This window comes from Campylobacter sp. CNRCH_2014_0184h (assembly GCF_025772985.1).
Lineage (GTDB): Bacteria > Campylobacterota > Campylobacteria > Campylobacterales > Campylobacteraceae > Campylobacter_D.
In genome coordinates this window covers 80,120-100,086 of record NZ_JAKMTB010000004.1, presented here as the reverse complement: position 1 = coordinate 100,086, position 19,967 = coordinate 80,120, and the positions used below count along the sequence as shown (strand labels likewise).

The following is a 19,967-nucleotide window of genomic DNA, read 5'->3' as shown; positions in this document are numbered from 1 at the left end:
AATGCAACTATGTTTAAATAAAAATAAATTATAAATATAAAAAATACTTTAGTAAATAACCATTAATTTAAAGCCATAAATTTGCAATTTTTTTTAGTTTTTCTACATCACTTGAAGCATAAAATTTGATATTAGCTTCTTCTTGGATTGATGCTAAGTTAAATTCTTGCTGTAATTGCAAAGCTATAGCCTCACCCGAATGAATAAGTTTTGTGTTTTTACCAAAATACTCTTCCAAAGAATGAGCGATTAAGGGAAAATGTGTGCATGCTAAGATTAAAGCATTAGGATGAAATTTGAGCTTATTAAAATAATACTCAAAAGCAGCTTTTAAAAAATCTCCTTGAAAAATCCCTTCTTCAACCATAGGTACAAAAAGCCCAGTTGCTTTTTCTTCCACTTTTAAAAAACCTTCTTTAATTAAAGCTTGTTTATAAGCGTGAGAATCCACGGTAGCTTGTGTTGCAATGACTAATATATTAGAGTCTTTATCTTCTAAAGAGTTTTTAACTGCTAAAACTCCTGCTTCTATAACTCCAAGAACCGGAAATGGTGCATTTGCTTTTAGAATTTCTAAAGCATGTGCGCTAACTGTATTACACGCAATAATAAGCATATCGACTTTTTTTTCTTTGAAAAATTCTAAAGCTTCTAGGGAAAATTTAATGATAGTTTCTTTATCTTTAACCCCATAAGGCACTCTTGCAGTATCCCCATAGTAAATATATTCTTTAAAAAGTTTTGCTTGAAGTAAAGATTTTAAAACACTAAGCCCACCTACACCGCTATCAAAAACGCCTAGTCTCATCAAAATCCTTTAAAAAGGAAGAAAGTAGAAAATCTACTTTCTTATAAGCCTACTGCACTTAAAGTTTGGTATTTATTCATATAAATTTGAGCTTCGATTTTTCTCATTGTATCAAGTGCTACTTGAACTACAATCAAAACAGAAGTTCCACCAAAATAAAAAGGCACACCAAACAACTTCACAATAAGCCATGGTAATGTAGCTACAAGCCCTAAATAAATAGAACCTGACAAGGTAAGTCTTGACGCTACTTCATTAAGATAATTTGCAGTTCCTTCACCTGGTCTAATACCTGGTATGAAACCACCTTGTCTTTTAAGATTTTCAGCTATATCTTTTGCATTAAATACAATTGATGCATAAAAATACGCAAAGAAAATAACAAGTAAGAATGTTAAAATATGAAAGAAAAATCCATTTGGATTTAAAAAGTCATAAATTTTTAACACATATTCATTTGTACTTGTTTGTAAAATAGTACTTGGAAACATCAAAATCGCACTTGCAAAAATAGGAGGAATAACACCACTTAAGTTGATCTTAATAGGTATATAGTTCATAATACGTTTGTTTTGATTTTGCATGATTACTTTTCTTGAGTAAGAAATAGGAATTCTTCTTTCTCCAAGTTCTACTACTATAATAGCCCAAATAGTAAGTAAAATTACAACTAAAATGGCAATGATAGTCAAGAAATTCATCTCACCTGTATTTACCAAATTTACTGTTCCACTAATTGCACCTGGAATTGTAGAAACAATACCACCAAAGATAATTAAAGAAATACCATTTCCTATACCGCGTTGAGTGATTTGCTCACCTATCCACATCAAAAGCATGGTACCTGCAAGCATAGAAACAGCAGAAAGTGCGATAAAAGTATTCATATCAATCATAATGGCTGATTGACCTGCTTTTCCATGAAGACTTTGTAAGCCTATAGAAACGCCTATACTTTGTATCAAAGTGATAGCTATAGTAGCATAACGGATAATTTGCATATATTTTTGCATACCATCGCGTTCTTTTTTCATTTTTCCTATATTAGGAAAAGTTGCCGCTAAAAGCTCCATAATAATCGAAGCAGTAATATAAGGCATAATGCCTAGAGAGATGATGCTAAGTCTTTCAGCAGCACCTCCACTAAACATATTAAACAAGCCTAATGCATTAGATGCATTAGAATCAAAAAATTCCTTGATAACACTGACATTAACCCCCGGAACTGGAACATAAGCTAATATTCTATAAGCGAATAAAAAAGCTAATGTTATGAGAATTTTATTTGTCAATGTTTTATTCATTATTTTTGTCCGCTAAAAGTAATCTTCTCGTCTTTAATTTTACTAGCAAGATCTTTAGCGCTTGCTCCAATAAGCTTAACTTTATTTACATTTTTTGAAAGCTTATGAATGCTATTGATTGTTTCAAATGTAATTTCGCTAAGCTCTTTGATTGCTGTGATTTTTTCAACATTAATCACATAAGGTTTTTCAAATTTAGAAGTAAAGCCTACCTTTGGTAAACGTCTTTGAAGTGGTTGTTGACCCCCTTCAAAACCTCTTTTTTCATTATAACCTTTTCTAGCAGTTTGGCCTTTTCCACCTTTAGTAGAAGTTTTACCCATACCACTACCTTGACCACGGCCTATTCTTTTGGTTTTATGTGTTGAACCTGGTGCTTTTGTTAAATTCATCGATTATCCTTTAAGCATTGTAAGTGCTTTGATAGTAGCACGCACAACATTTGCTGAATTATTTGAACCTAAAGACTTAGTTAAAATGTCTTTAATACCTGCAAGTTCCACGATAGGACGCGTTGAACCACCTGCAATAACCCCTGTACCTTCGCTTGCTGGCTTAAGTAAAATTCTACTTGCGTTGTATTTTACTTCTACATCATGAGGGATAGTTGAACCTTTTGTTTTAACTTCAACAATGTTTTTAAAAGCATCATCAACTGCTTTTCTTATAGCATCTGGAACTTCTTTAGCTTTTCCATAGCCCACACCAACTAAACCTTTTCTATTTCCAACGATAACTAAAGCAGTAAATCTAAATCTTCTACCACCTTTAACAACCTTAGTAACCCTGCCGATATCGACGATTACTTCTTCAAATTCTTCTCTATTATATTTTTCCATCGATCTTCCTTTTGGGTTATAGTTTGATTCCGTTTTCTCTTAGTGCTTCAGCTAAAGCTGCAATCACACCATGGTATAAATAACCATTTCTATCAAACACTGCTTCTTCTATGTTTTTAGCTTTTAAAACTTTTGCAAATTCAGCTGCTATTTTTTTAGCGCCTTCTTTATTTGCTTTAACACCAATTTTTCTTCCATCTACTGCTGCTAAAGTTACTGCTTTAACATCATCGATAGCTTGGATATATAAAGTTCTGTTTGATTTGAAAACAGAAACTCTTGGAAGAGCTTGTGTTCCTGAAATTTTTGCTCTAATTCTTTTTTTTCTTTTAATTCTTAAAGATATTTTTCTTTTTAATACATTTGCTCTCATATTCTATCCTTACTTCTTAGATGTCTTACCAGCTTTGCGGATAATACGCTCATCTGAATATTTAACACCTTTTCCTTTGTAAGGCTCAGGTGGTCTAAATTCACGAATTTGAGCAGCAACTTGACCTACCACTTGTTTATCACTACCTTTGATAATAACATTGTTTTTATCAACAGTAATTTCTATGCCTTCTGGAATAGCATAGTTGATAGGATGAGAAAAACCTAAAGCAAGTTCAAGAACTTTACCTTTTAACGCAGCTTTATAACCAACACCGTTGATTTCTAAAGTTTTGCTAAAACCATCAGTTAAGCCGATGATGATGTTTTGAGCTAAAGCTCTATAAGTTCCCCAATAAGCTCTACTTTGTCTATCTTCACCTTTAGGAGAGAAAAGAATTTGTCCTTCTTTAATCTCAACATTAACATTTGCTTTTGTATCAAGCTCTTTTGCTAAATTTCCTTTTTTGAATTTTAGCAAGTTACCTTCTAATTTTACTTCTACTCCACTTGGAATAGCAACTGGTTGTTTACCTATACGAGACATTCATTTTTCCTTTTTACTTGTCTACGATATGACTACTTTATAAGAATGGATACCGAATACCATAAAAAGTAGAAACTCTTACCAAATAGTACATAAAACTTCGCCGCCAACGCCTGCTTTGTAAGCTTCGTCGTTAGCTAAAACACCTTTTGAAGTGCTTACTACGATAGTACCATAACCGTTTTTAAATCTTTTGATCTCATCTTTGCCTTTATAAACACGACGACCAGGTTTAGAAATACGCTTAACTTCGTTAATTACGCTTTTACCTTTTTCATCGTATTTTAAAACTACATTGATGAATTTCTTTTTATCCTCTTCAATAACATTAAAGCTTTCAATATAGCCTTTAGCTTGGAAAATTCCAAGTAAAGCTTCGATAACTTTAGAATGCAAAAGTTGAGTAGTTTCTAATCTTCTCATCCCTGCATTTCTAATTCTTGTTAGTGAATCTGAAATTAAATCATTTATCATGGTTCTTTCCTCTTACCAACTTGCTTTTTTAAGACCAGGAATTAAACCTTCATTTGCCATTTTTCTTAAGCAAACTCTACAAATTCCAAAATCTCTATAAACTGAATGTGGTCTTCCACAAATTTGGCATCTAGTATACCCTCTAACGCTAAATTTAGGTTTGCGGGCAGCTTTTGCAATCATTGATTTTTTAGCCATATTACTTTCCTTTTGCAAATGGCACGCCAAATAATTCTAATAATTTTTGTGCCTCTTTATCTGATTTTGCTGTTGTAACGATAGAAATGTTCATACCATGAGTTCTTAAGATTTTATCATATTCAACTTCTGGGAACATTAACTGCTCATCTAAACCAAAGTTATAGTTTCCTCTTCCATCAAAACCATCTCTTGGAAGACCTCTAAAGTCTTTAACACGAGGAAGAGCTATAGTAATAAGCTTATCTAAGAAAGCATACATATTGTCTTTTCTTAATGTTACCATTACACCTACTGGGAAGCCTTCTCTCACTTTAAAACCAGCAACTGATTTTTTAGCTTTTGTGATAACTGCTTTTTGTCCAGCGATCAATGAAATAGTATCTGCAACATTTTGTAATACTTTTTGATCTTTTGCTAATTCCCCAGCACCTACGCTGATTACAACTTTTTCAATAAAAGGAATAAGCATAGGATTTTTGATATCAAATTCTTTTACTAAAGCAGGTTTGATATTTTGAGTATATTTTTCTTTTAATCTCATCATCTTATTCTCCTGCCTTTGCTACATTTGAAATATCCATTGGCATTTCTTTATTGATAAAACCGCCGTTTGGATTTTTATCACTTGGCTTAACAGCTTTTTTAGCGATTTTGCAACCCTCAACAATTACTTTATTTGTTTTAGGAAATACTGCTAAAACTTTACCTGTTTTGCCTTTGTCATCGCCTGCGATAACTTTTACCATATCATTCTTTTTAATTTTTAATTTCATTACAACACCTCCGGTGCTAGTGAAACAATTTTCATAAAGCCACCATATCTTACTTCACGACCTACTGGTCCAAAAATACGCGTTCCGATAGGCTCTCTTTTAGCATCAAGAATAACTGCTGCATTTTCATCAAAACGAATTAAAGAACCATTATCTCTATGAATTTCTTTTTTAGTTCTAACGATAACTGCTTTTACTACTTGACCTTTTTTAACTTTACCATTTGGTAGAGCTTTTTTTACAGATGCAACGATTACATCACCAACAGTAGCGTATCTTCTTTTACTACCACCTAAAACCTTAATACACATTAATTCTTTTGCACCGCTATTATCAGCAACTGCAAGCCTAGTAAAACTTTGAATCATTACTCAACTCCTGCTGATACTATAGTTTTTAAGCGAAATGATTTTCTCTTAGAAAGTGGTCTACATTCAATAGCAACTACAGTATTTCCCACTTTAAGTTCATTTCTTTCATCATGAATTAAATATTTTTTAAAGCGTTTTACGATTTTTCTGTATTTTGGGTGAACCACTTTTCTTTCAACCAAAATTGTTGCTGTTTTATCTCCAGCAATTTGAACAACAACGCCTTGAATTTCTCTTTTAAATGCCATTTTCTATCCTTATTTTAAAGCGCTAATTGCAGTATTGATTCTAGCGATGTCTTTTTTAACTTCGCTAATCTCTTTAGGATTAGTTAGCTGCATTGTTTTTAGCTTTTGTCTTAAAGTAAATAAAAGCACCTTTTTTTCTTTTAGCATTGTTGCAAGCTCACCTGCTGTTTTATCTTTAATCTCAGTATATTTCATTTTGGCTCTCTCTTGTAACAAACTTAGTTTTAAATGGCAACTTGTGCATCGCTAAAGTTAAAGCTTGTCTTGCCATTTCTTCATTAACCCCTGCCATTTCATAAATGATACGACCTGGTTTAATGTTCATTACCCATTCCTCAACTGCACCTTTACCTTTACCCATACGAGTTTCTAAAGGTTTTTTAGTTAGAGGTTTATCTGGGAAAACTCTAATCCAAGTTTTACCTTGTCTTTTTACAAAACGAGTTAAAGCAATACGAGCTGCTTCGATTTGACGTGAATTGATACGGCCAGCTTCAGTTGCTTTTAGGGCAAAATCACCAAAAGTAAATTCAGTCCCTCTGTTGGCATAACCTCTGTTACGCCCTTTCATCATTTTACGATATTTTGTTCTTTTTGGCATTAACATGATTATTTACCTCTTCTTGCTCTTCTAGTTTTTTTAGCTGGAGCGTTTTCTTCGGTTTTTTCAGGTTGAACACCCTTTTGTAAAACTTCACCTTTGAAGATCCATACTTTAATACCTATGTTTCCATAAGTAGTGTGTGCTTCTGCAAAACCATAATCGATTTTTGCTCTTAAAGTGTGAAGTGGAACACGACCTTCTAAGTACCATTCAGTTCTTGCCATTTCAGCACCACCTAAACGGCCTGAAACTGAAACTTTAATCCCTTTAGCACCTGCTTTTTGCGCTCCTTGAATTACTTTTTTCATTGCTCTTCTAAAAGCAATTCTTTTTTCAAGTTGAGTAGCAACACTTTCAGCTGCAAGCTGAGCTGAAGCACCTGCTTTTCTTTCTTCTTTGATATTGATATTAACTTCTTTTTTGATTAAATCTTGAAGTTCTTTTCTTAAAATATCAACATCACTACCTTTTTTACCAATAATAATCCCTGGTCTTGCAGCTACAACAGTTACTCTTAATTTTTTCGCTGTTCTTTCTACAAGAATTTGGCTAATTCCTGCATAATAAAGTTTTCTTTTTAAGAAAGTTCTGATTTTATAATCTTCACCAATATTTTCTGCTAAATTAGCTTTTGTAGGAAACCATCTTGATTCCCAATTTCTATTAATTCCTAGTCTTAAACCAATCGGATTTACTTTTTGTCCCATATTAGCTTTCCTTTTTCACTGATGCTTTTTTAGCTTTTGTAGTTTTTTCAGCACTTGCTTCTACTTTACTAACTTCTACCAAAATGTGTGAAGTTGGCTTTCTAATACGACTAGCACTTCCTCTAGCTCTTGGTCTAAATCTTTTTAAAACCGCACCAGCATCAACACGACAACTTGAAACAACAACTTCATTTGCTTCAAATCCGCCATTTGCTACAGCACTTGAAATAGCATTTGCTATAAATTTAGCACCTTTATTTGGCATAAATTTCAAACTAGCTAATGCAAGCTCTGCATTCATACCTTGAACTTCTCTAGCAATCAATCTCGCTTTAGTTGGAGATAATCTTATGAATTTAATTAACGCTCTACTCATAAATCTCCCTTACTTACCTATTTTTTTCTGAACAGAGCCTTTGTGACCCTTGAATGTTCTAGTAGGTGCAAATTCACCTAATTTGTAACCGATATGATTTTCAGTAACATATACTGGGATAAAGCTTTTTCCATTATGAACATTAAAAGTTAAACCTATCATATCAGGTATAATAGTGCTGCGTCTTGACCAAGTTTTAATTGGCTTACCATCGTTAGCTTTTTTAGCAGCGATGACTTTTTTCATTACATGGTCATCAACAAAAGGACCTTTTTTTAGTGACCTAGCCATCTTACTTTCCTTTTCTTCTTGAAATTATTAGCTTATCGCTAGCTTTTTTACGGCGAGTTTTAGCACCTTTAGTTGGTTTACCCCATGGAGTAACTGGATGACGGCCTGAATTTTTCTTACCTTCACCCCCACCGTGCGGGTGATCAACTGGGTTCATCGCAGAACCTCTTGTTTGAGGACGAATACCTCTATGGCGATTTCTACCAGCTTTACCAATAGTCACGTTTGACCATTCTTCATTACCAACTTCACCGATACTTGCCATACATTCAGCTAAAACTTGTCTCATTTCACCACTTGCAAGTCTTAAGATAACGTATTTTTCTTCTTTACCCATTAATTGAGCATAAGCACCTGCTGAACGGATCATTTGACCGCCTTTGCCTGGTTTTAACTCAATATTGTGTACGATAGTACCCACTGGGATATTTCTTAATTTCATTGCATTACCTGGTTTAATGTCAAGTCCGCTTTCAGCAGCACAAACAACATCACCAACACTTAAACCTTTTGGTTGTAAGATGTATCTTTTTTCACCATCTCTATAAGAGATTAATGCAATACGACAATTTCTGTATGGATCGTACTCGATTGCTTCAACTTTACCTTCAATACCAAATTTTCTTCTTTTAAAATCTATAATTCTGTAAAGTTTTTTAGCACCTGCTTCTTTATGACGGCTTGTGATTCTACCATTATTGTTACGACCTGCATGAGCTGGAAGTTTTACAAGCAATGAACGCACACTAGCTTTTGCTGTGATATCATCAGAGCTTACACCTGTGATGTATCTTCTACTTGGAGTATATGGTTTATAAGTTTTAATTGCCATCTTATGCCTCCGAACTTTCTAAGCTCACACCTTCTGGTAGCTTAACATAGAATTTTTTAAAGCTATTTCTTTGACCTTCACGACCTCTAAAACGCTTTACTTTTCCATCCATTTTTAAAGAATTAATTCTTACTGGAGTTACACCAAAATATTCTCTTAAAACTTCTTTTAGACCATTTTTAGTCATTTTTGGAGAAGTTTGAATAACTACAACACCTTGCTCTTGAAGGTTTAAGCTTTTTTCAGTGTAAAGTATTGTTTTTATATCAGTAATATCTGCCATTTTAACCCTCTTTTACGATAGATTCAAGCGCTGCTTTTTCAATGATAACAGCATTAAATACAGATACTAAATAAGCATTTACTTCGCTAATATCAACTACATAGCAATTTGCTAAGTTTCTAAAAGCAAGAAGTGTTTTTTCATCTAGTAAATCTTTTACAATTAAAGCATCTTTTAAACCAAGCTTTTTAATAACTGCATTTGCATCTTTTGTTTTACCGCTTTCAATGCTTAAACTATCTACTGAGAATAATGCATTGTTTTGTGCTTTATCAGCCAATGCTCTTTCAAGCGCTAAGCGTTTTTGTTTTTTATTAACTTTTTGGAAATAGTTACGATTGTTTGTAGGACCAAATGCCACAGCACCACCAACCCAAACATTCGTTCTTGTTGAACCTGCTCTTGCACCACCACGACCTTTTTGTCTCCATGGTTTTTTACCACCACCGCTTACATCGCTTCTACCTTTAGTATGAGCTGTGTTTGCTCTAAGGCTAGCAAGATAAGATTTTACATATAAATAAAGGTTGTGAGGATTAACTTCTGCATATTTTGCTGGAAGATCGAGTTCACTAGCTTTTTCAAATTTATCATTTAAAACAGTTACTTTACTCATTTTGCAATCCTTATTTTACCCATAGCACCATTAAATCCTGGTACTGCACCTTTTACTACTAAGATGCCATTTTCTTCATCAAATGAAACTACTTCATTTTTAACAGTAACTTTTACATTACCATAATGACCTGCCATTTTCATACCTGGTTGAACACGACCTGGCCATTCGCGGTTACCGATTGATCCGTGACGTCTGTGGAATCTTGAACCGTGACTTGCAGGACCTCCGGCAAATCCGTGTCTTTTAACAACCCCACTATAACCTCTACCTTTAGAATTAAAGCTTACTTTTAAAATAGAAGCTTCTTTTAAAGGATTAAGATCAATATCACCTGCTTCTGTGTTTGCTACTTCTAAAGAAGCAAATCTATTATATTCAGCTGAAAGATTGTATTTTTTTTGCTGACCTGCAATGCATTTATTATTTGCTTTGCCTTTTACATAAGCAACCAAAGCTTTTCCATTTTCTACTTCACATACTTTAGTTTGAACAAGTTTAAGTAAGGTTACAGGAATGCTTGGTGTGCTGATTGTTCTACTCATACCAATTTTTTCTACAATGTATTCCATATTCTATCCTTATTTACCCATAGCTCTTACTTCAACATTGACCTCTGGAGCCAAGTCAAGCTTAGTGAGTGAATCTACTGTATCTGGAGTAGCTGCTACAATATCAAGCATACGAGCATGAATTCTCATCTCAAATTGTTCGCGTGAATCTTTATTGATGTGTGGAGATTTCAAAACTGTGTATCTTTTGATTTTTGTAGGCATTGGCACTGGACCTCTGATGTCAGCACCTGTTCTTTTAACAGCTTCTACAATTGCTGCAACTGTGCGATCTAGAACTCTGTGGTCATAAGCTTTTAGCTTAAGCCTGATTCTTTCCATATTTTTTCCTTTGTAAAGAACTCGTTAGACCCATAAGAATCTAACCACCATATAAAATGATGTTGAGATTATATAAAAACATACTTTGCTATGTCAAGAAATTTATACATTTTTTTTAATTATTTTCCTTTTAAAAAGGATAAAAATTAAATTTTATAAATTTTACAAGATTTTTTATGCATTAAGAAAATCTAAGAAAAAATATAGTATGATTTCAAAATCTAAAGGGGCATTAGCTCAGCTGGGAGAGCACAACGCTGGCAGCGTTGGGGTCAGCGGTTCGAACCCGCTATGCTCCACCATTTAGTATAAAGAAATCTATGAAATCACTACAATTTTTTTACGATAATTACCCAAAATTTCAAAAATTTGATGAAAGAAAAATTCAAATCCAAACCCATAAAAACATCATCATAAAAGGTGGTTTTGCAAGTGGTAAGAAAAATTTGATTTTAAATTTTTTATCTTTGTATAAAAGCGAAAATATACTCTTTATTGATTGTGATGATTTAAAATTTCAAGCAAGTGCTTTAATAAATTTAAATTCGTTTTTAACTTATAATCCACAAATTAAATTTTTAGCACTTTGTAACTTTACTCATGATTTTGACTTTGCTAGTTTAAAACATCTTAATTTGCAAATCATAATAAGCGTTTGTGATAGTAATTTTTGCTTAGATCAGTTTGAAGAACTTCATTTAGATTATTTAGACTTTGAAGAATTTTTAAGCTTAAATAAAAAATATGCTGATACCAAAACCATGGTAAGTTATTTTTTACACACAGGGCGCAATGTGATTTTAAATCACAATTTTAACACAAACTCATCATACTTAAAAAGCTTTTATACCCCATTAGAACTTACCATACTCAAACAAATTGCCTTAGAACTTGGGAGTGAATTTAGCGTTAATGAGTTATTAAAAACTCTAAAAAACAGTATAAAAATTTCCAAAGATACCTTATATAAAAGCATAGAAAAACTAGAATCAAACTACACTTTGTATTTTGTAAAAAATCTTGAAAAGAATTTAAAAAAAGTATATTTTTGGGACTTTTCACTAAAAAATTCTCTAAGCATACAAAAAGACTTTAGTACTTTGTTTGAAAATTTAATTTTAAGTGAGTTGTTTAAATTTAAACAAAAAATTTTTTATACTAAGCATTTTGATTTTTACTTACCAAGTCTTAAAAATGCATTTTTATGCTCACCCTTTAAAGATAAAGATTTACTTAGCTTAAAAGTCAAAAAAATCCTTAGTAAAAATCAACTTGCACTTTCAACTATTTATATCATCACGCTTTCACAAAGAGATGAGTTTTTCATTGAGGGGGTGCGCGTGATGATTTTGCCTTTTGATGAGTGGGCTTTGGGTAATTAATCTAACTCATCAAGCTTATATTGCTCGATGATAGATAAAATAAGCTTAGTGTAATTACTTTTAATCTCTGAATATTTTTCTAAATGACTTGCCGCTTCTTTGCCATCAAGTTTTTCATTTTCACTTATCGCATTCCACCGCCAAGCTCTAAATTCCTTATAAGCATCGTGGCGATTTAAATTAAGCAAGTATGAATCCACACTTTCTTGTAAGCTATCAAATATACGAATTTTGTGAGTTTTACCCTCGCCTCTTTCCTTTGGCACTAAACCTTTTTCACCCCAAGTCCATTCTCCAAATAAATTATTTGCCTCTTTAGCAAAACGACTTGTACCAGTTGCACTTTCAATAATAGCTTGAGCTATAGCTAAAGACTTCGGTACCTTTTGGACACGCATTTGATATTCTTTGTGATCATATAAATTTTTAACACGGTATTTTTCTTTTAAAGACCATAGTTTTTGCACAGCATTAGTATTTAGCTTTCTAAAATTATTCTTTATAGCCTCTTTAAAGAAAAATTCTATAAATTCTTTTTCCTTTTCTATCTCTTTAAAAGAAATATCCAATAAAGCATTGATTTTTTTGATAAAAACCTCACGCTTTTCTTTTATACTTAAAGCATAATATTGCTCATCAAAACCTGCTATAAATTCAGCTTTTAAAAATAAAACACTACTAAGCAAAATTATAATCAGCTTCAAAACAGCACTTTACCTTTCCTCTAAAAAATATTTGATCTTCTTCTAATCTAAAATACAAACTTTCATTACTTTTTGGCTTTACCAAAATATCATCTTTTACTTCTTGATTTAAATACGCTAGATAAAAACAAGCCCCCATACCCGTACCACAAGCTAAAGTCTCATCTTCTACTCCACGTTCATAAGTTCTAACTCTTATAAATTCATCATCTTCTACTTTAGCAAAGTTAACATTTGCATTGTATCTTTTACGCACTTCTTTGCATAAATTTACATCAAATTCGTTTAAATCATCAACAAAGGTTACTATATGCGGAACACCAGTATTACAGCCTTGCCAAATTCTACCTTTATACTCAAAAGCTTCTTTAATATCCTTTACCCCGCTAAGTTTGATTTCAACTATATCATCATCAACAAAAGATTTTATAAGTCCTGCACCGGTTAAGAAATTTAAATATTGAGATTTTTTCAAATAATGATGAGCAAAATGAGCTGCTGCGCGTGAGCCATTACCGCACATACTTGCCTTGCTCCCATCACAATTATAAAATTCCCATTCAAAATCATATCTATCATGAGGCACAACTACTATAAGCCCATCAGCGCCTATGCCTTCATAACGATTACAAAGAATTTTAGCTAATTCGCTACGATCTTTTTTTTCACTATCTGCAAACACCACAAAATCATTCCCGCTAGCACAGTACTTGTAAAATTTCATTTTTCAACCTTTAAAGTGTGTTTTAAAAAATTTAGCACATTTTTCTCAAAATTTTCATAACCTGAGGTATTTTTTATCACAAAATCTGCTTTTTTTAGTTTTTCTTCTATATCAAGTTGTAAATTAATTCTTTTTAAGGCTTCGTTTTCATCTAAATTATCTCTTTGCATTAGTCTTTGAAGCAAAAGTTCTTTTGGAGCATAAATTAATATACTTTTTCCTAAATTTTGATAGTGATTGTTTTCAAAAAATAAAGGCAGTTCTATAAAAAAAGCCTTGTTTTTTTTATCTAAAATTTGAGCTTTTTGTAAAATAACTTCTTTGATTTTAGGATGTAAAAAATCTTCTAGCTTTTTTTTAGCATTTAAGTCATTAAATACAATAGCTCCAAGTTTTTTTCTATCTATTTTTCCTGCTATGATTAAATCATCGTTATCAAAAAGCTTAGCTATGGAATTTGCATTTTCATTTAAAAGCTCATGAGCTATCACATCTGCGCTTAAAGTATCAAAACCCAAATTTTGAACTATTTTTATAAAGCTTGACTTTCCACCCGCTATACTTGAAGTTACAAAATAAGCATTTTGCATAATTTAGCCTTAAAACATTTTTAGTTAAAATACCTTTTAAATTCTTAAAGGAAGATAAATGAATATAAGCTATGAAGATGCGGGCGTAAGTATAGACAATGGCAATGCTTTTGTAGAAGCAATCAAGCCTTTAGTAAAAGAAACTTTTAATGAAAATGTTTTAGGTGGCATAGGCTCTTTTTCAGGTGCTTTTGCTATGCCAAGTGGTTTTAAAAATCCTGTTATGCTAGCAGCAACTGATGGAGTGGGCACGAAGTTGCGCCTTGCTATTGATAGTCAAAAATTTGACACCATAGGTGAAGATTTAGTAGCAATGTGTGTGAATGATTTAATTTGTAATTTTGCCACACCTTTGTTTTTTCTAGACTATTATGCAACTGCAAAGTTAGATGTAGAAGTAGCTAAAAAAGTCGTAGCAGGAATTGCTAATGGTTGTAAAAAAGCAAATTGCGCCTTAATAGGCGGAGAAACTGCTGAAATGCCTGGAATGTATCATAGCAATGATTTTGACTTAGCAGGTTTTTCAGTGGGTATGGCCGAAAAAGATGAAATCGATAGAAGAAATTTTGTAAAAAATGGAGATATTTTACTAGCTCTACCTAGTAGTGGGCTTCATTCTAATGGATATTCTTTAGCTAGAAAAGTACTATTTGAAGCACAAAAGCTTAAGTTTGATGATAAAATAGAGGGTAAAAATTTAATCGATATTTTACTTGAACCTACAAGAATTTACGTAAAAGACTTTTTAAAATTAAAACCATTCATCAATGCACTAGCTCATATAACAGGTGGTGGTTTAGTAGAAAATTTACCTAGAGTTTTCCCGAGAGGAATAGGCGCAATCATCAGAAAACATCATCTAAAAACTCCTGAAATTTTTTACCAAATAGGCCAAAGTGTAGAAGAGGCTGAAATGTATAGAAGCTTTAATATGGGTGTGGGTTTAGTTATGGTGGTAGATCCATCTAATGTAGGAAAAGCTTTAGAAAGCTCGGACGCTTATGTAATAGGCGAAGTTGTATTAAATGAAGGGGTTGTTTTAGAGTGATAGCTTTTAAGCTATCACTCTAAATTTATGCAAAATACCAAGCTATTAGGATATTTAAAGCCATTCCTACAAGCAACATAGGAGTAGATCTTTTAACAATGGCTATAGGATCTAATTTTGCAAAGCCTGCTAAGGCTAAAATTCCACCCGATATTGGCGAGGCAGCACGCCCTAAACAAGAAGCAATCTCAAGTGGCAAAGCTAGTGAGATAGGATTAATCCCTAGTTTTTGAGCAATATCTGGAGCAAGTCTTCCAAAAGCATTAAAAGCAGCAATCCCACTACCCATAATCACACTTGCAAAATACACAATAAAGCTTAAAACTATAATAGTAAGCAATACAGCAGAAGCCCCCATAGAAGAAACTGCTAAGGCTAAATGTTCTATACCCTTTAATGCTTTAATACCTTCTGCAAAAATAGAAGCTGCAATGATAATACAAACAACACTTACAAAAATTTCTGCCATAGCTTTTAGTATCACCATCAAATCATCTGCAAGTTTTTTTGCGTCTTTATGTCTAGCATACTCTAAAATAAAAACCAAACTTATACTTAAAAAATTGGCGCTCACCACATCTAGCTTCACTTTGTATCCATATAAATTTGCAAAATAAGCACCAAATAAAAACACTATAGGAAGCCAAGGTAAGAAAATATAAAATAAAGGACAATTTGGGTTTTTTATTTCCATATGTTCGATATTATCCACAACGCCTTTTGCTAAGTCTTTTTTATCCATATAACTATAATAAAACGGAATAAGCAAAGCTATCACAACAACATAAGCTATAACAGGATAAATTTGGTATTCAAAAAACATAGCAACAACATTTTCAATGCCTACCATATCTGCTAAATTTATAGAATTTCCATCTTTAGGACCATAATCAAGTGCAATTAATGATAAAACCGATACAGCAGTGATAGGACGAATTCCTATGGCGATTAAAACAGGATAAATCGAAGCAAGCAACAAAAGTAACAATCCTGTGTAACTTGAAATAACTATTTTTAAAGCCATACCCACTACAAAAGTTCCACTTAAAACTAGGTATTTATTTTTAATCTTGCCTAGCGGTTTATTTGCTACAAAAGCTAACTTTGCCGAAGCATTAATGTGCTTCATATAGGCTGCAAAACCTGCAACAGACATTATAATAAGCCCCACACCAGCTAAATTTGTCTTAAAAGTTTGAGTTACAAAACCAAAGACATCAAAAACAGGATTTCCTAAGCTTTGTTTTAGCACAGACTCACCAGTTGCTAAAGAAATGATGATTAAGATAATAATACCTGAGAGAAAAAAAGTAAAGATAGGATTGTATTTTTTAAGAATAAAATAGGCTACTAAAAATACACAAAATAAAGTAGCCACGACAGAAAGAAAAACCTCCATAAAACCTCCTAATTTTTGTATTTAGTCTATTTTACGGGGTTTTTCTTAAAAAAACTTGATTATTTTACAGGGTGAAGTTCGTTTGCATAGAAGCTTACTGAGTTCATACCTTCTTTAATAGCCCATTCATAAGCTTTTGCTACAAATTCCCAGTTAATGTGCGCGTAGAATTTTTCTAAATACGCAGGGCGTGCATTACGGTGATCTACATAGTAAGCATGCTCCCATACATCAACTACTAAAAGCGGAACTTTACCTTCAGTAATAGGTGTAGCAGCATTGCTTGTAGCTACTAGTTCTAATTTTTGATTTTGAGTGTTATAAACTAACCAGAACCAACCAGAACCAAATACCCCTGTAGCTCCTTTGATAAATTCTTCTTTTAAATTTTCCATAGAGCCAAAGTCTTTTTCAACTGCTGCTTTAAACTCATCACTCAAAGAACAGCCACAGCCACAGCATGTTTTTGGCTTAATGCAATCAAAATAAAAGTCATGATTATACACTTGAGCAGCGTTGTTAAAAACTCCACCATTTGAATTTTGTATGATATAAACTAAATCTTTTCCCGCAAATTCAGTATCTTTGATAAGATTGTTTAGGTTATTTACATAAGTTTGGTGGTGTTTGCCATGATGAAATGCGAAAGTTTCTGCACTTAAAAAGTCTCCAAAAGCGTCTGCTTCATAAGGTAATTTTCTTAATTCAAACATATTGTTCTCCTTTTTTAAATTTATGGATATTCTAACATAGTTAAATTAAAAAAGACTAAATGAGTCTTTATTTTTCAAAAAGTATTACTTTGCCTTGCTCTAAGCTTTTTGCTACATCGATAATGCGTTGATTTTTACTACCTTTAAATTTTAAAGATAAGTCTTTTTGCTCTAAAATAAACTTCCCATCTATCAAAACATCAGCCAAGATAAGCAATTCTTTCATAGCTTGCTCTTGTAATAGCTCTTCATAAGTAAAACCTGTATATATGGTAAGATCAAGCCCTAAAGCCTTAATGTGCTTTGCCAAAATGCTTAAATTTTTTGCTTGCATAAAAGGCTCTCCACCACTAAAAGTAACACCTTGAAGCAAAGGATTTTTACAAATCTCATCATATAAACTCGCTAAATCTTGCAAATATCCTTTGTTAAAATCGTGCGTTTGTGGGTTATGACAGCCTTTGCAATGATGAGGGCAACCTTGAGTAAAAATCACATAACGCAAACCATAGCCATCGACTATGGATTCTTTTATAACACCAGATAATCTAAGAAAAATCGTGTTTAATTCTTGCATGAACTTCAGCTTTTTTAGCGTCATTAAAACGATCAAGCGTTCCTACTAAATAGCCTGTGATTCTTCTTATGCGTTCGAATTTAATATCATCTTCTTTTCTATGACACTTTGGACAAAACTCATCTATCACACCACTATAACCACACACTGGATCTCTATCTAGTGGGAAATTAATCGAGCCATAGCCTATATTGCTTTCTTTCATGCATTTTATAATGCGTTCAAAACTTTCTAAATTCTTACTCACATCGCCGTTTAATTCTACATAAGTAATATGCCCGCCATTATTTAGCTCATGATATGGGGCTTCGATTTGAATTTTTTCATATATACTAATAGGAAAATCCACAGGAATATGAAAAGAATTAGTATAAAATTCTTTATCGGTTATGCCTTTTAAAATGCCGTATTTTTTTTGATCTAGCTTTAAAAACCTTCCACTTAAGCCTTCAGCCGGGGTAGCTATGAGTGAAAAATTCAGTTTGTCTTTGAGTGCTTTTTCATCGACAAATTCACGCATAAAACGCACGATTTGCAAGCCAAGCTCCCTTGCTTCTTGGCTTTGTCCATGATGAGAACCTATCAAAGCTATTAAACTCTCACAAAGTCCTATATAACCTATAGCCAAAGTTCCATGTGCGATAACTTTTTCTACGCTATCATTTTCTTTTAAAGTATCTGAATCTATCCAGATTCCCTCGCCCATTAAAAATGGGAAATTTTTAACCTTTTTTAGACTTTGAATTTTATATCTATGAAGTAATTGCTCATATACAAGCTCTAATTTTTCTTTTAAAAGTGAGTAAAAAAGCTCTAAATTTCCTTTAGCTTCTATAGCTAAACGCACAAGATTTATACTGGTAAAGCTTAAATTTCCCCTGCCACTTGTGATTTCTTTACTCTCATCATAAACATTTGCCATAACCCTAGTTCTACAACCCATATAAGCTACTTCACTATTATAATCGCCCTTTTTATAGTATTTTGCGTTAAAACTTGCATCTAAAAAGCTAAAATTTGGAAAAAGTCTTTTAGAAGCACATTCTATGGCAAGCTTAAAAAGCTTGTAGTTTGGGTCTTTTTCATTATAATTAACACCCTCTTTTACTTTAAAAATTTGCACAGGGAAAATCGGTGTTTCGCCATTTCCTAAGCCTTTCATCGTGGCTTTGAGTAAATTTTCTATCACCATTTGCCCTTCAAAAGATGTATCGGTACCATAATTTAGCGTACTAAAAGGCACTTGGGCTCCTGCTCTTGAGTTCATAGTATTAAGATTATGCACTAAAGCTTCCATAGCTTGAAAAGTCGCATCTTGGGTTTGCTTTAATGCTCTTTTATAAGCATAAGCATTTGCTTGCTTTAAAAAGTTCTCATCGCTATTTAAATCAAGCCTCAAAAGCTCTTTGAAGCATTCTGTTTCGCTTGAAGCTTGAAAATTAGCATTTTTAAAGCATTGCTCATCTAAACTTTGTTCTAATTTTATTTCAAAAAAAGCAATTAGGGCCTTTTTATACTCTTTTTGAAAAGTCTTTGCCACGCCTTTTGCCATAGCAAAATCAAAATTGGGTATAGACTGGCCTCCATGCATTTCATTTTGATTAGCCTGCAAGGCAATGCAAGCTAAAGAAGCATAAGATCTGATATCATTTGGCTCACGCAAGCTTCCATGTCCTGTGCTAAAACCATTTTCAAAAAGCTTTAATAAGTCTATTTGACAGCAAGTTTGTGTTAGCATATAAAAGTCTTTATCGTGTATGTGTATATCGCCGTTTTTGTGTGCATTTGCGATATGTTTTGGCAAAATACACTCATCTACATAGTATTTTGCACCTTCTGAGCCATATTTTAACATCATACCCATAGCGCTATCTGAATTAATATTTGCATTTTCTCTTTTTAAGTCAGCTTCTTTAGAATCTTTAAAAGTTAAATCATCATATAAACTTAGCAAATCATAGCTACCATTGCGAATTTGTGCTCTTTTTTGGCGATATAAAATATAAGATTTTGCAGTATTGACTAAGGCATTTTTGATTAAAACTTCTTCAACTTTATCTTGAATTTGTTCTACTTGTATGTGTTTTTCATCCAGTAAAGCTACAACATCATCACAAAGTTTATCTAAAAAATCATTATTTAATTTTTCATCTGTGGAATTTATATTGGCTTTGAAAATAGCATTTTTAATTTTAAAAATATCAAATGCAACTTGGCTTTTATCTCTTTTTATAATAAATTTTATTCTCATGGAAATTTTCCTAAAAAATAATCTCTAAGCACTATAAAAT

The 19,967-nt window shown here is 32.6% G+C and carries 31 protein-coding genes and 1 tRNA gene; 3 read left to right on the top strand and 29 right to left on the bottom strand.

From position 1 onward, the window contains the following. Positions 1–67: 67 nt before the first annotated feature. From murI to rpsJ, 22 genes are all read right to left on the bottom strand, one after another. Positions 68–808 carry a glutamate racemase gene (gene murI, locus L8X36_RS05345; RefSeq protein ID WP_263682894.1) on the bottom strand — a complete coding sequence of 247 codons (741 nt, stop codon included), beginning with the start codon at positions 806–808 and terminating at the stop codon, positions 68–70. Between the two features lie 41 nt (positions 809–849). Beyond that, positions 850–2,112: a preprotein translocase subunit SecY gene (gene secY, locus L8X36_RS05340; RefSeq protein ID WP_039667833.1), complete on the bottom strand. Its 1,263-nt coding sequence runs from the start codon at positions 2,110–2,112 to the stop codon at positions 850–852. Then, positions 2,112–2,504 carry a 50S ribosomal protein L15 gene (gene rplO / locus L8X36_RS05335; RefSeq protein WP_039617163.1) on the bottom strand — a complete coding sequence of 131 codons (393 nt, stop codon included), beginning with the start codon at positions 2,502–2,504 and terminating at the stop codon, positions 2,112–2,114. The genes secY and rplO overlap by 1 nt, the downstream gene beginning before the upstream one ends. A gap of 3 nt (positions 2,505–2,507) precedes the next feature. Further along, complete coding sequence (gene rpsE / locus L8X36_RS05330; RefSeq protein WP_039617161.1) at positions 2,508–2,951, bottom strand: 30S ribosomal protein S5; 444 nt, start codon at positions 2,949–2,951, stop codon at positions 2,508–2,510. 16 nt (positions 2,952–2,967) lie between these two features. Beyond that, complete coding sequence (gene rplR, locus L8X36_RS05325) at positions 2,968–3,324, bottom strand: 50S ribosomal protein L18 (RefSeq protein ID WP_039617157.1); 357 nt, start codon at positions 3,322–3,324, stop codon at positions 2,968–2,970. 9 nt (positions 3,325–3,333) lie between these two features. Beyond that, positions 3,334–3,870: a 50S ribosomal protein L6 gene (gene rplF, locus L8X36_RS05320; protein WP_039617154.1), complete on the bottom strand. Its 537-nt coding sequence runs from the start codon at positions 3,868–3,870 to the stop codon at positions 3,334–3,336. A 78-nt stretch (positions 3,871–3,948) separates the two neighbouring features. Then, entirely contained in the window at positions 3,949–4,344 is a 396-nt protein-coding gene (gene rpsH, locus L8X36_RS05315) for a 30S ribosomal protein S8 (protein WP_039617152.1), read from the bottom strand. A 12-nt stretch (positions 4,345–4,356) separates the two neighbouring features. Continuing rightward, complete coding sequence (locus L8X36_RS05310; protein ID WP_012660824.1) at positions 4,357–4,542, bottom strand: type Z 30S ribosomal protein S14; 186 nt, start codon at positions 4,540–4,542, stop codon at positions 4,357–4,359. Position 4,543: 1 nt separating this feature from the next. After that, a complete protein-coding gene (gene rplE / locus L8X36_RS05305) occupies positions 4,544–5,089 on the bottom strand; it encodes a 50S ribosomal protein L5 (protein ID WP_012660823.1) in 546 nt (181 codons plus the stop codon). Between the two features lies 1 nt (position 5,090). Further along, a complete protein-coding gene (rplX, locus tag L8X36_RS05300) occupies positions 5,091–5,318 on the bottom strand; it encodes a 50S ribosomal protein L24 (RefSeq protein WP_012660822.1) in 228 nt (75 codons plus the stop codon). Then, a complete protein-coding gene (rplN, locus tag L8X36_RS05295) occupies positions 5,318–5,686 on the bottom strand; it encodes a 50S ribosomal protein L14 (RefSeq protein ID WP_012660821.1) in 369 nt (122 codons plus the stop codon). The genes rplX and rplN overlap by 1 nt, the downstream gene beginning before the upstream one ends. Continuing rightward, positions 5,686–5,937 carry a 30S ribosomal protein S17 gene (rpsQ, locus tag L8X36_RS05290; protein ID WP_039617148.1) on the bottom strand — a complete coding sequence of 84 codons (252 nt, stop codon included), beginning with the start codon at positions 5,935–5,937 and terminating at the stop codon, positions 5,686–5,688. Before rpsQ ends, rplN begins: the two co-directional genes overlap by 1 nt. A 9-nt stretch (positions 5,938–5,946) precedes the next feature. Next, a complete protein-coding gene (gene rpmC, locus L8X36_RS05285; RefSeq protein ID WP_012660819.1) occupies positions 5,947–6,132 on the bottom strand; it encodes a 50S ribosomal protein L29 in 186 nt (61 codons plus the stop codon). Beyond that, positions 6,119–6,544 (bottom strand): 50S ribosomal protein L16, encoded by a 426-nt coding sequence (gene rplP, locus L8X36_RS05280; protein WP_012660818.1) that lies wholly within the window; start codon positions 6,542–6,544, stop codon positions 6,119–6,121. Before rplP ends, rpmC begins: the two co-directional genes overlap by 14 nt. A 2-nt stretch (positions 6,545–6,546) precedes the next feature. Beyond that, positions 6,547–7,248: a 30S ribosomal protein S3 gene (rpsC, locus tag L8X36_RS05275; protein WP_039617145.1), complete on the bottom strand. Its 702-nt coding sequence runs from the start codon at positions 7,246–7,248 to the stop codon at positions 6,547–6,549. Between the two features lies 1 nt (position 7,249). Continuing rightward, complete coding sequence (gene rplV / locus L8X36_RS05270; protein ID WP_039617143.1) at positions 7,250–7,624, bottom strand: 50S ribosomal protein L22; 375 nt, start codon at positions 7,622–7,624, stop codon at positions 7,250–7,252. 9 nt (positions 7,625–7,633) lie between these two features. Further along, positions 7,634–7,915 (bottom strand): 30S ribosomal protein S19, encoded by a 282-nt coding sequence (gene rpsS, locus L8X36_RS05265; protein ID WP_039617142.1) that lies wholly within the window; start codon positions 7,913–7,915, stop codon positions 7,634–7,636. A gap of 1 nt (position 7,916) precedes the next feature. Then, a complete protein-coding gene (rplB, locus tag L8X36_RS05260) occupies positions 7,917–8,747 on the bottom strand; it encodes a 50S ribosomal protein L2 (RefSeq protein ID WP_039617141.1) in 831 nt (276 codons plus the stop codon). Position 8,748: 1 nt separating this feature from the next. Beyond that, a complete protein-coding gene (locus tag L8X36_RS05255; protein WP_039617139.1) occupies positions 8,749–9,030 on the bottom strand; it encodes a 50S ribosomal protein L23 in 282 nt (93 codons plus the stop codon). A gap of 1 nt (position 9,031) precedes the next feature. After that, on the bottom strand, positions 9,032–9,646 hold the full coding sequence (gene rplD / locus L8X36_RS05250; RefSeq protein ID WP_039617137.1) for a 50S ribosomal protein L4: 615 nt from the start codon (positions 9,644–9,646) through the stop codon (positions 9,032–9,034). Further along, positions 9,643–10,218: a 50S ribosomal protein L3 gene (gene rplC, locus L8X36_RS05245; protein ID WP_012660811.1), complete on the bottom strand. Its 576-nt coding sequence runs from the start codon at positions 10,216–10,218 to the stop codon at positions 9,643–9,645. Before rplC ends, rplD begins: the two co-directional genes overlap by 4 nt. A gap of 9 nt (positions 10,219–10,227) precedes the next feature. After that, complete coding sequence (gene rpsJ / locus L8X36_RS05240) at positions 10,228–10,539, bottom strand: 30S ribosomal protein S10 (protein WP_012660810.1); 312 nt, start codon at positions 10,537–10,539, stop codon at positions 10,228–10,230. 226 nt (positions 10,540–10,765) lie between these two features. Between rpsJ and L8X36_RS05235 the strand changes: the two genes are divergently transcribed. Together L8X36_RS05235 and L8X36_RS05230 are read left to right on the top strand one after the other, a co-directional pair. Next, positions 10,766–10,841: transfer RNA gene (locus tag L8X36_RS05235), tRNA-Ala, on the top strand. Positions 10,842–10,859: 18 nt separating this feature from the next. Further along, positions 10,860–11,921, top strand: coding sequence for an ATP-binding protein (locus L8X36_RS05230; protein WP_263682892.1), 1,062 nt, complete (start codon positions 10,860–10,862; stop codon positions 11,919–11,921). Here L8X36_RS05230 and L8X36_RS05225 read toward each other — a convergent pair. Genes L8X36_RS05225 through coaE form a run of 3 tightly spaced genes read right to left on the bottom strand, consistent with a single transcriptional unit; the run spans position 11,918 to position 13,939 of the window. Continuing rightward, on the bottom strand, positions 11,918–12,625 hold the full coding sequence (locus L8X36_RS05225; protein WP_263682890.1) for a glucosaminidase domain-containing protein: 708 nt from the start codon (positions 12,623–12,625) through the stop codon (positions 11,918–11,920). The genes L8X36_RS05230 and L8X36_RS05225 overlap by 4 nt on opposite strands. Beyond that, positions 12,600–13,349 carry a diaminopimelate epimerase gene (gene dapF, locus L8X36_RS05220; protein ID WP_263663716.1) on the bottom strand — a complete coding sequence of 250 codons (750 nt, stop codon included), beginning with the start codon at positions 13,347–13,349 and terminating at the stop codon, positions 12,600–12,602. Before dapF ends, L8X36_RS05225 begins: the two co-directional genes overlap by 26 nt. Beyond that, entirely contained in the window at positions 13,346–13,939 is a 594-nt protein-coding gene (gene coaE / locus L8X36_RS05215; protein WP_263682889.1) for a dephospho-CoA kinase, read from the bottom strand. The genes dapF and coaE overlap by 4 nt, the downstream gene beginning before the upstream one ends. A 58-nt stretch (positions 13,940–13,997) precedes the next feature. Between coaE and purM the strand changes: the two genes are divergently transcribed. Further along, positions 13,998–14,987 (top strand): phosphoribosylformylglycinamidine cyclo-ligase, encoded by a 990-nt coding sequence (gene purM, locus L8X36_RS05210; protein WP_263682887.1) that lies wholly within the window; start codon positions 13,998–14,000, stop codon positions 14,985–14,987. Between the two features lie 25 nt (positions 14,988–15,012). Here purM and dcuC read toward each other — a convergent pair whose 3' ends face one another. The 4 genes from dcuC to L8X36_RS05190 form a co-directional block, all read right to left on the bottom strand. Beyond that, positions 15,013–16,386, bottom strand: a complete 1,374-nt coding sequence (dcuC, locus tag L8X36_RS05205) for a C4-dicarboxylate transporter DcuC (protein ID WP_263682886.1) — start codon at positions 16,384–16,386, stop codon at positions 15,013–15,015. A 59-nt stretch (positions 16,387–16,445) separates the two neighbouring features. Then, on the bottom strand, positions 16,446–17,099 hold the full coding sequence (gene sodB, locus L8X36_RS05200) for a superoxide dismutase [Fe] (protein WP_263663712.1): 654 nt from the start codon (positions 17,097–17,099) through the stop codon (positions 16,446–16,448). A 67-nt stretch (positions 17,100–17,166) separates the two neighbouring features. Then, complete coding sequence (gene nrdG, locus L8X36_RS05195) at positions 17,167–17,676, bottom strand: anaerobic ribonucleoside-triphosphate reductase activating protein (RefSeq protein WP_263682884.1); 510 nt, start codon at positions 17,674–17,676, stop codon at positions 17,167–17,169. Next, positions 17,648–19,927 (bottom strand): anaerobic ribonucleoside triphosphate reductase, encoded by a 2,280-nt coding sequence (locus L8X36_RS05190; RefSeq protein WP_263682882.1) that lies wholly within the window; start codon positions 19,925–19,927, stop codon positions 17,648–17,650. Before L8X36_RS05190 ends, nrdG begins: the two co-directional genes overlap by 29 nt. Positions 19,928–19,967: the final 40 nt, after the last annotated feature.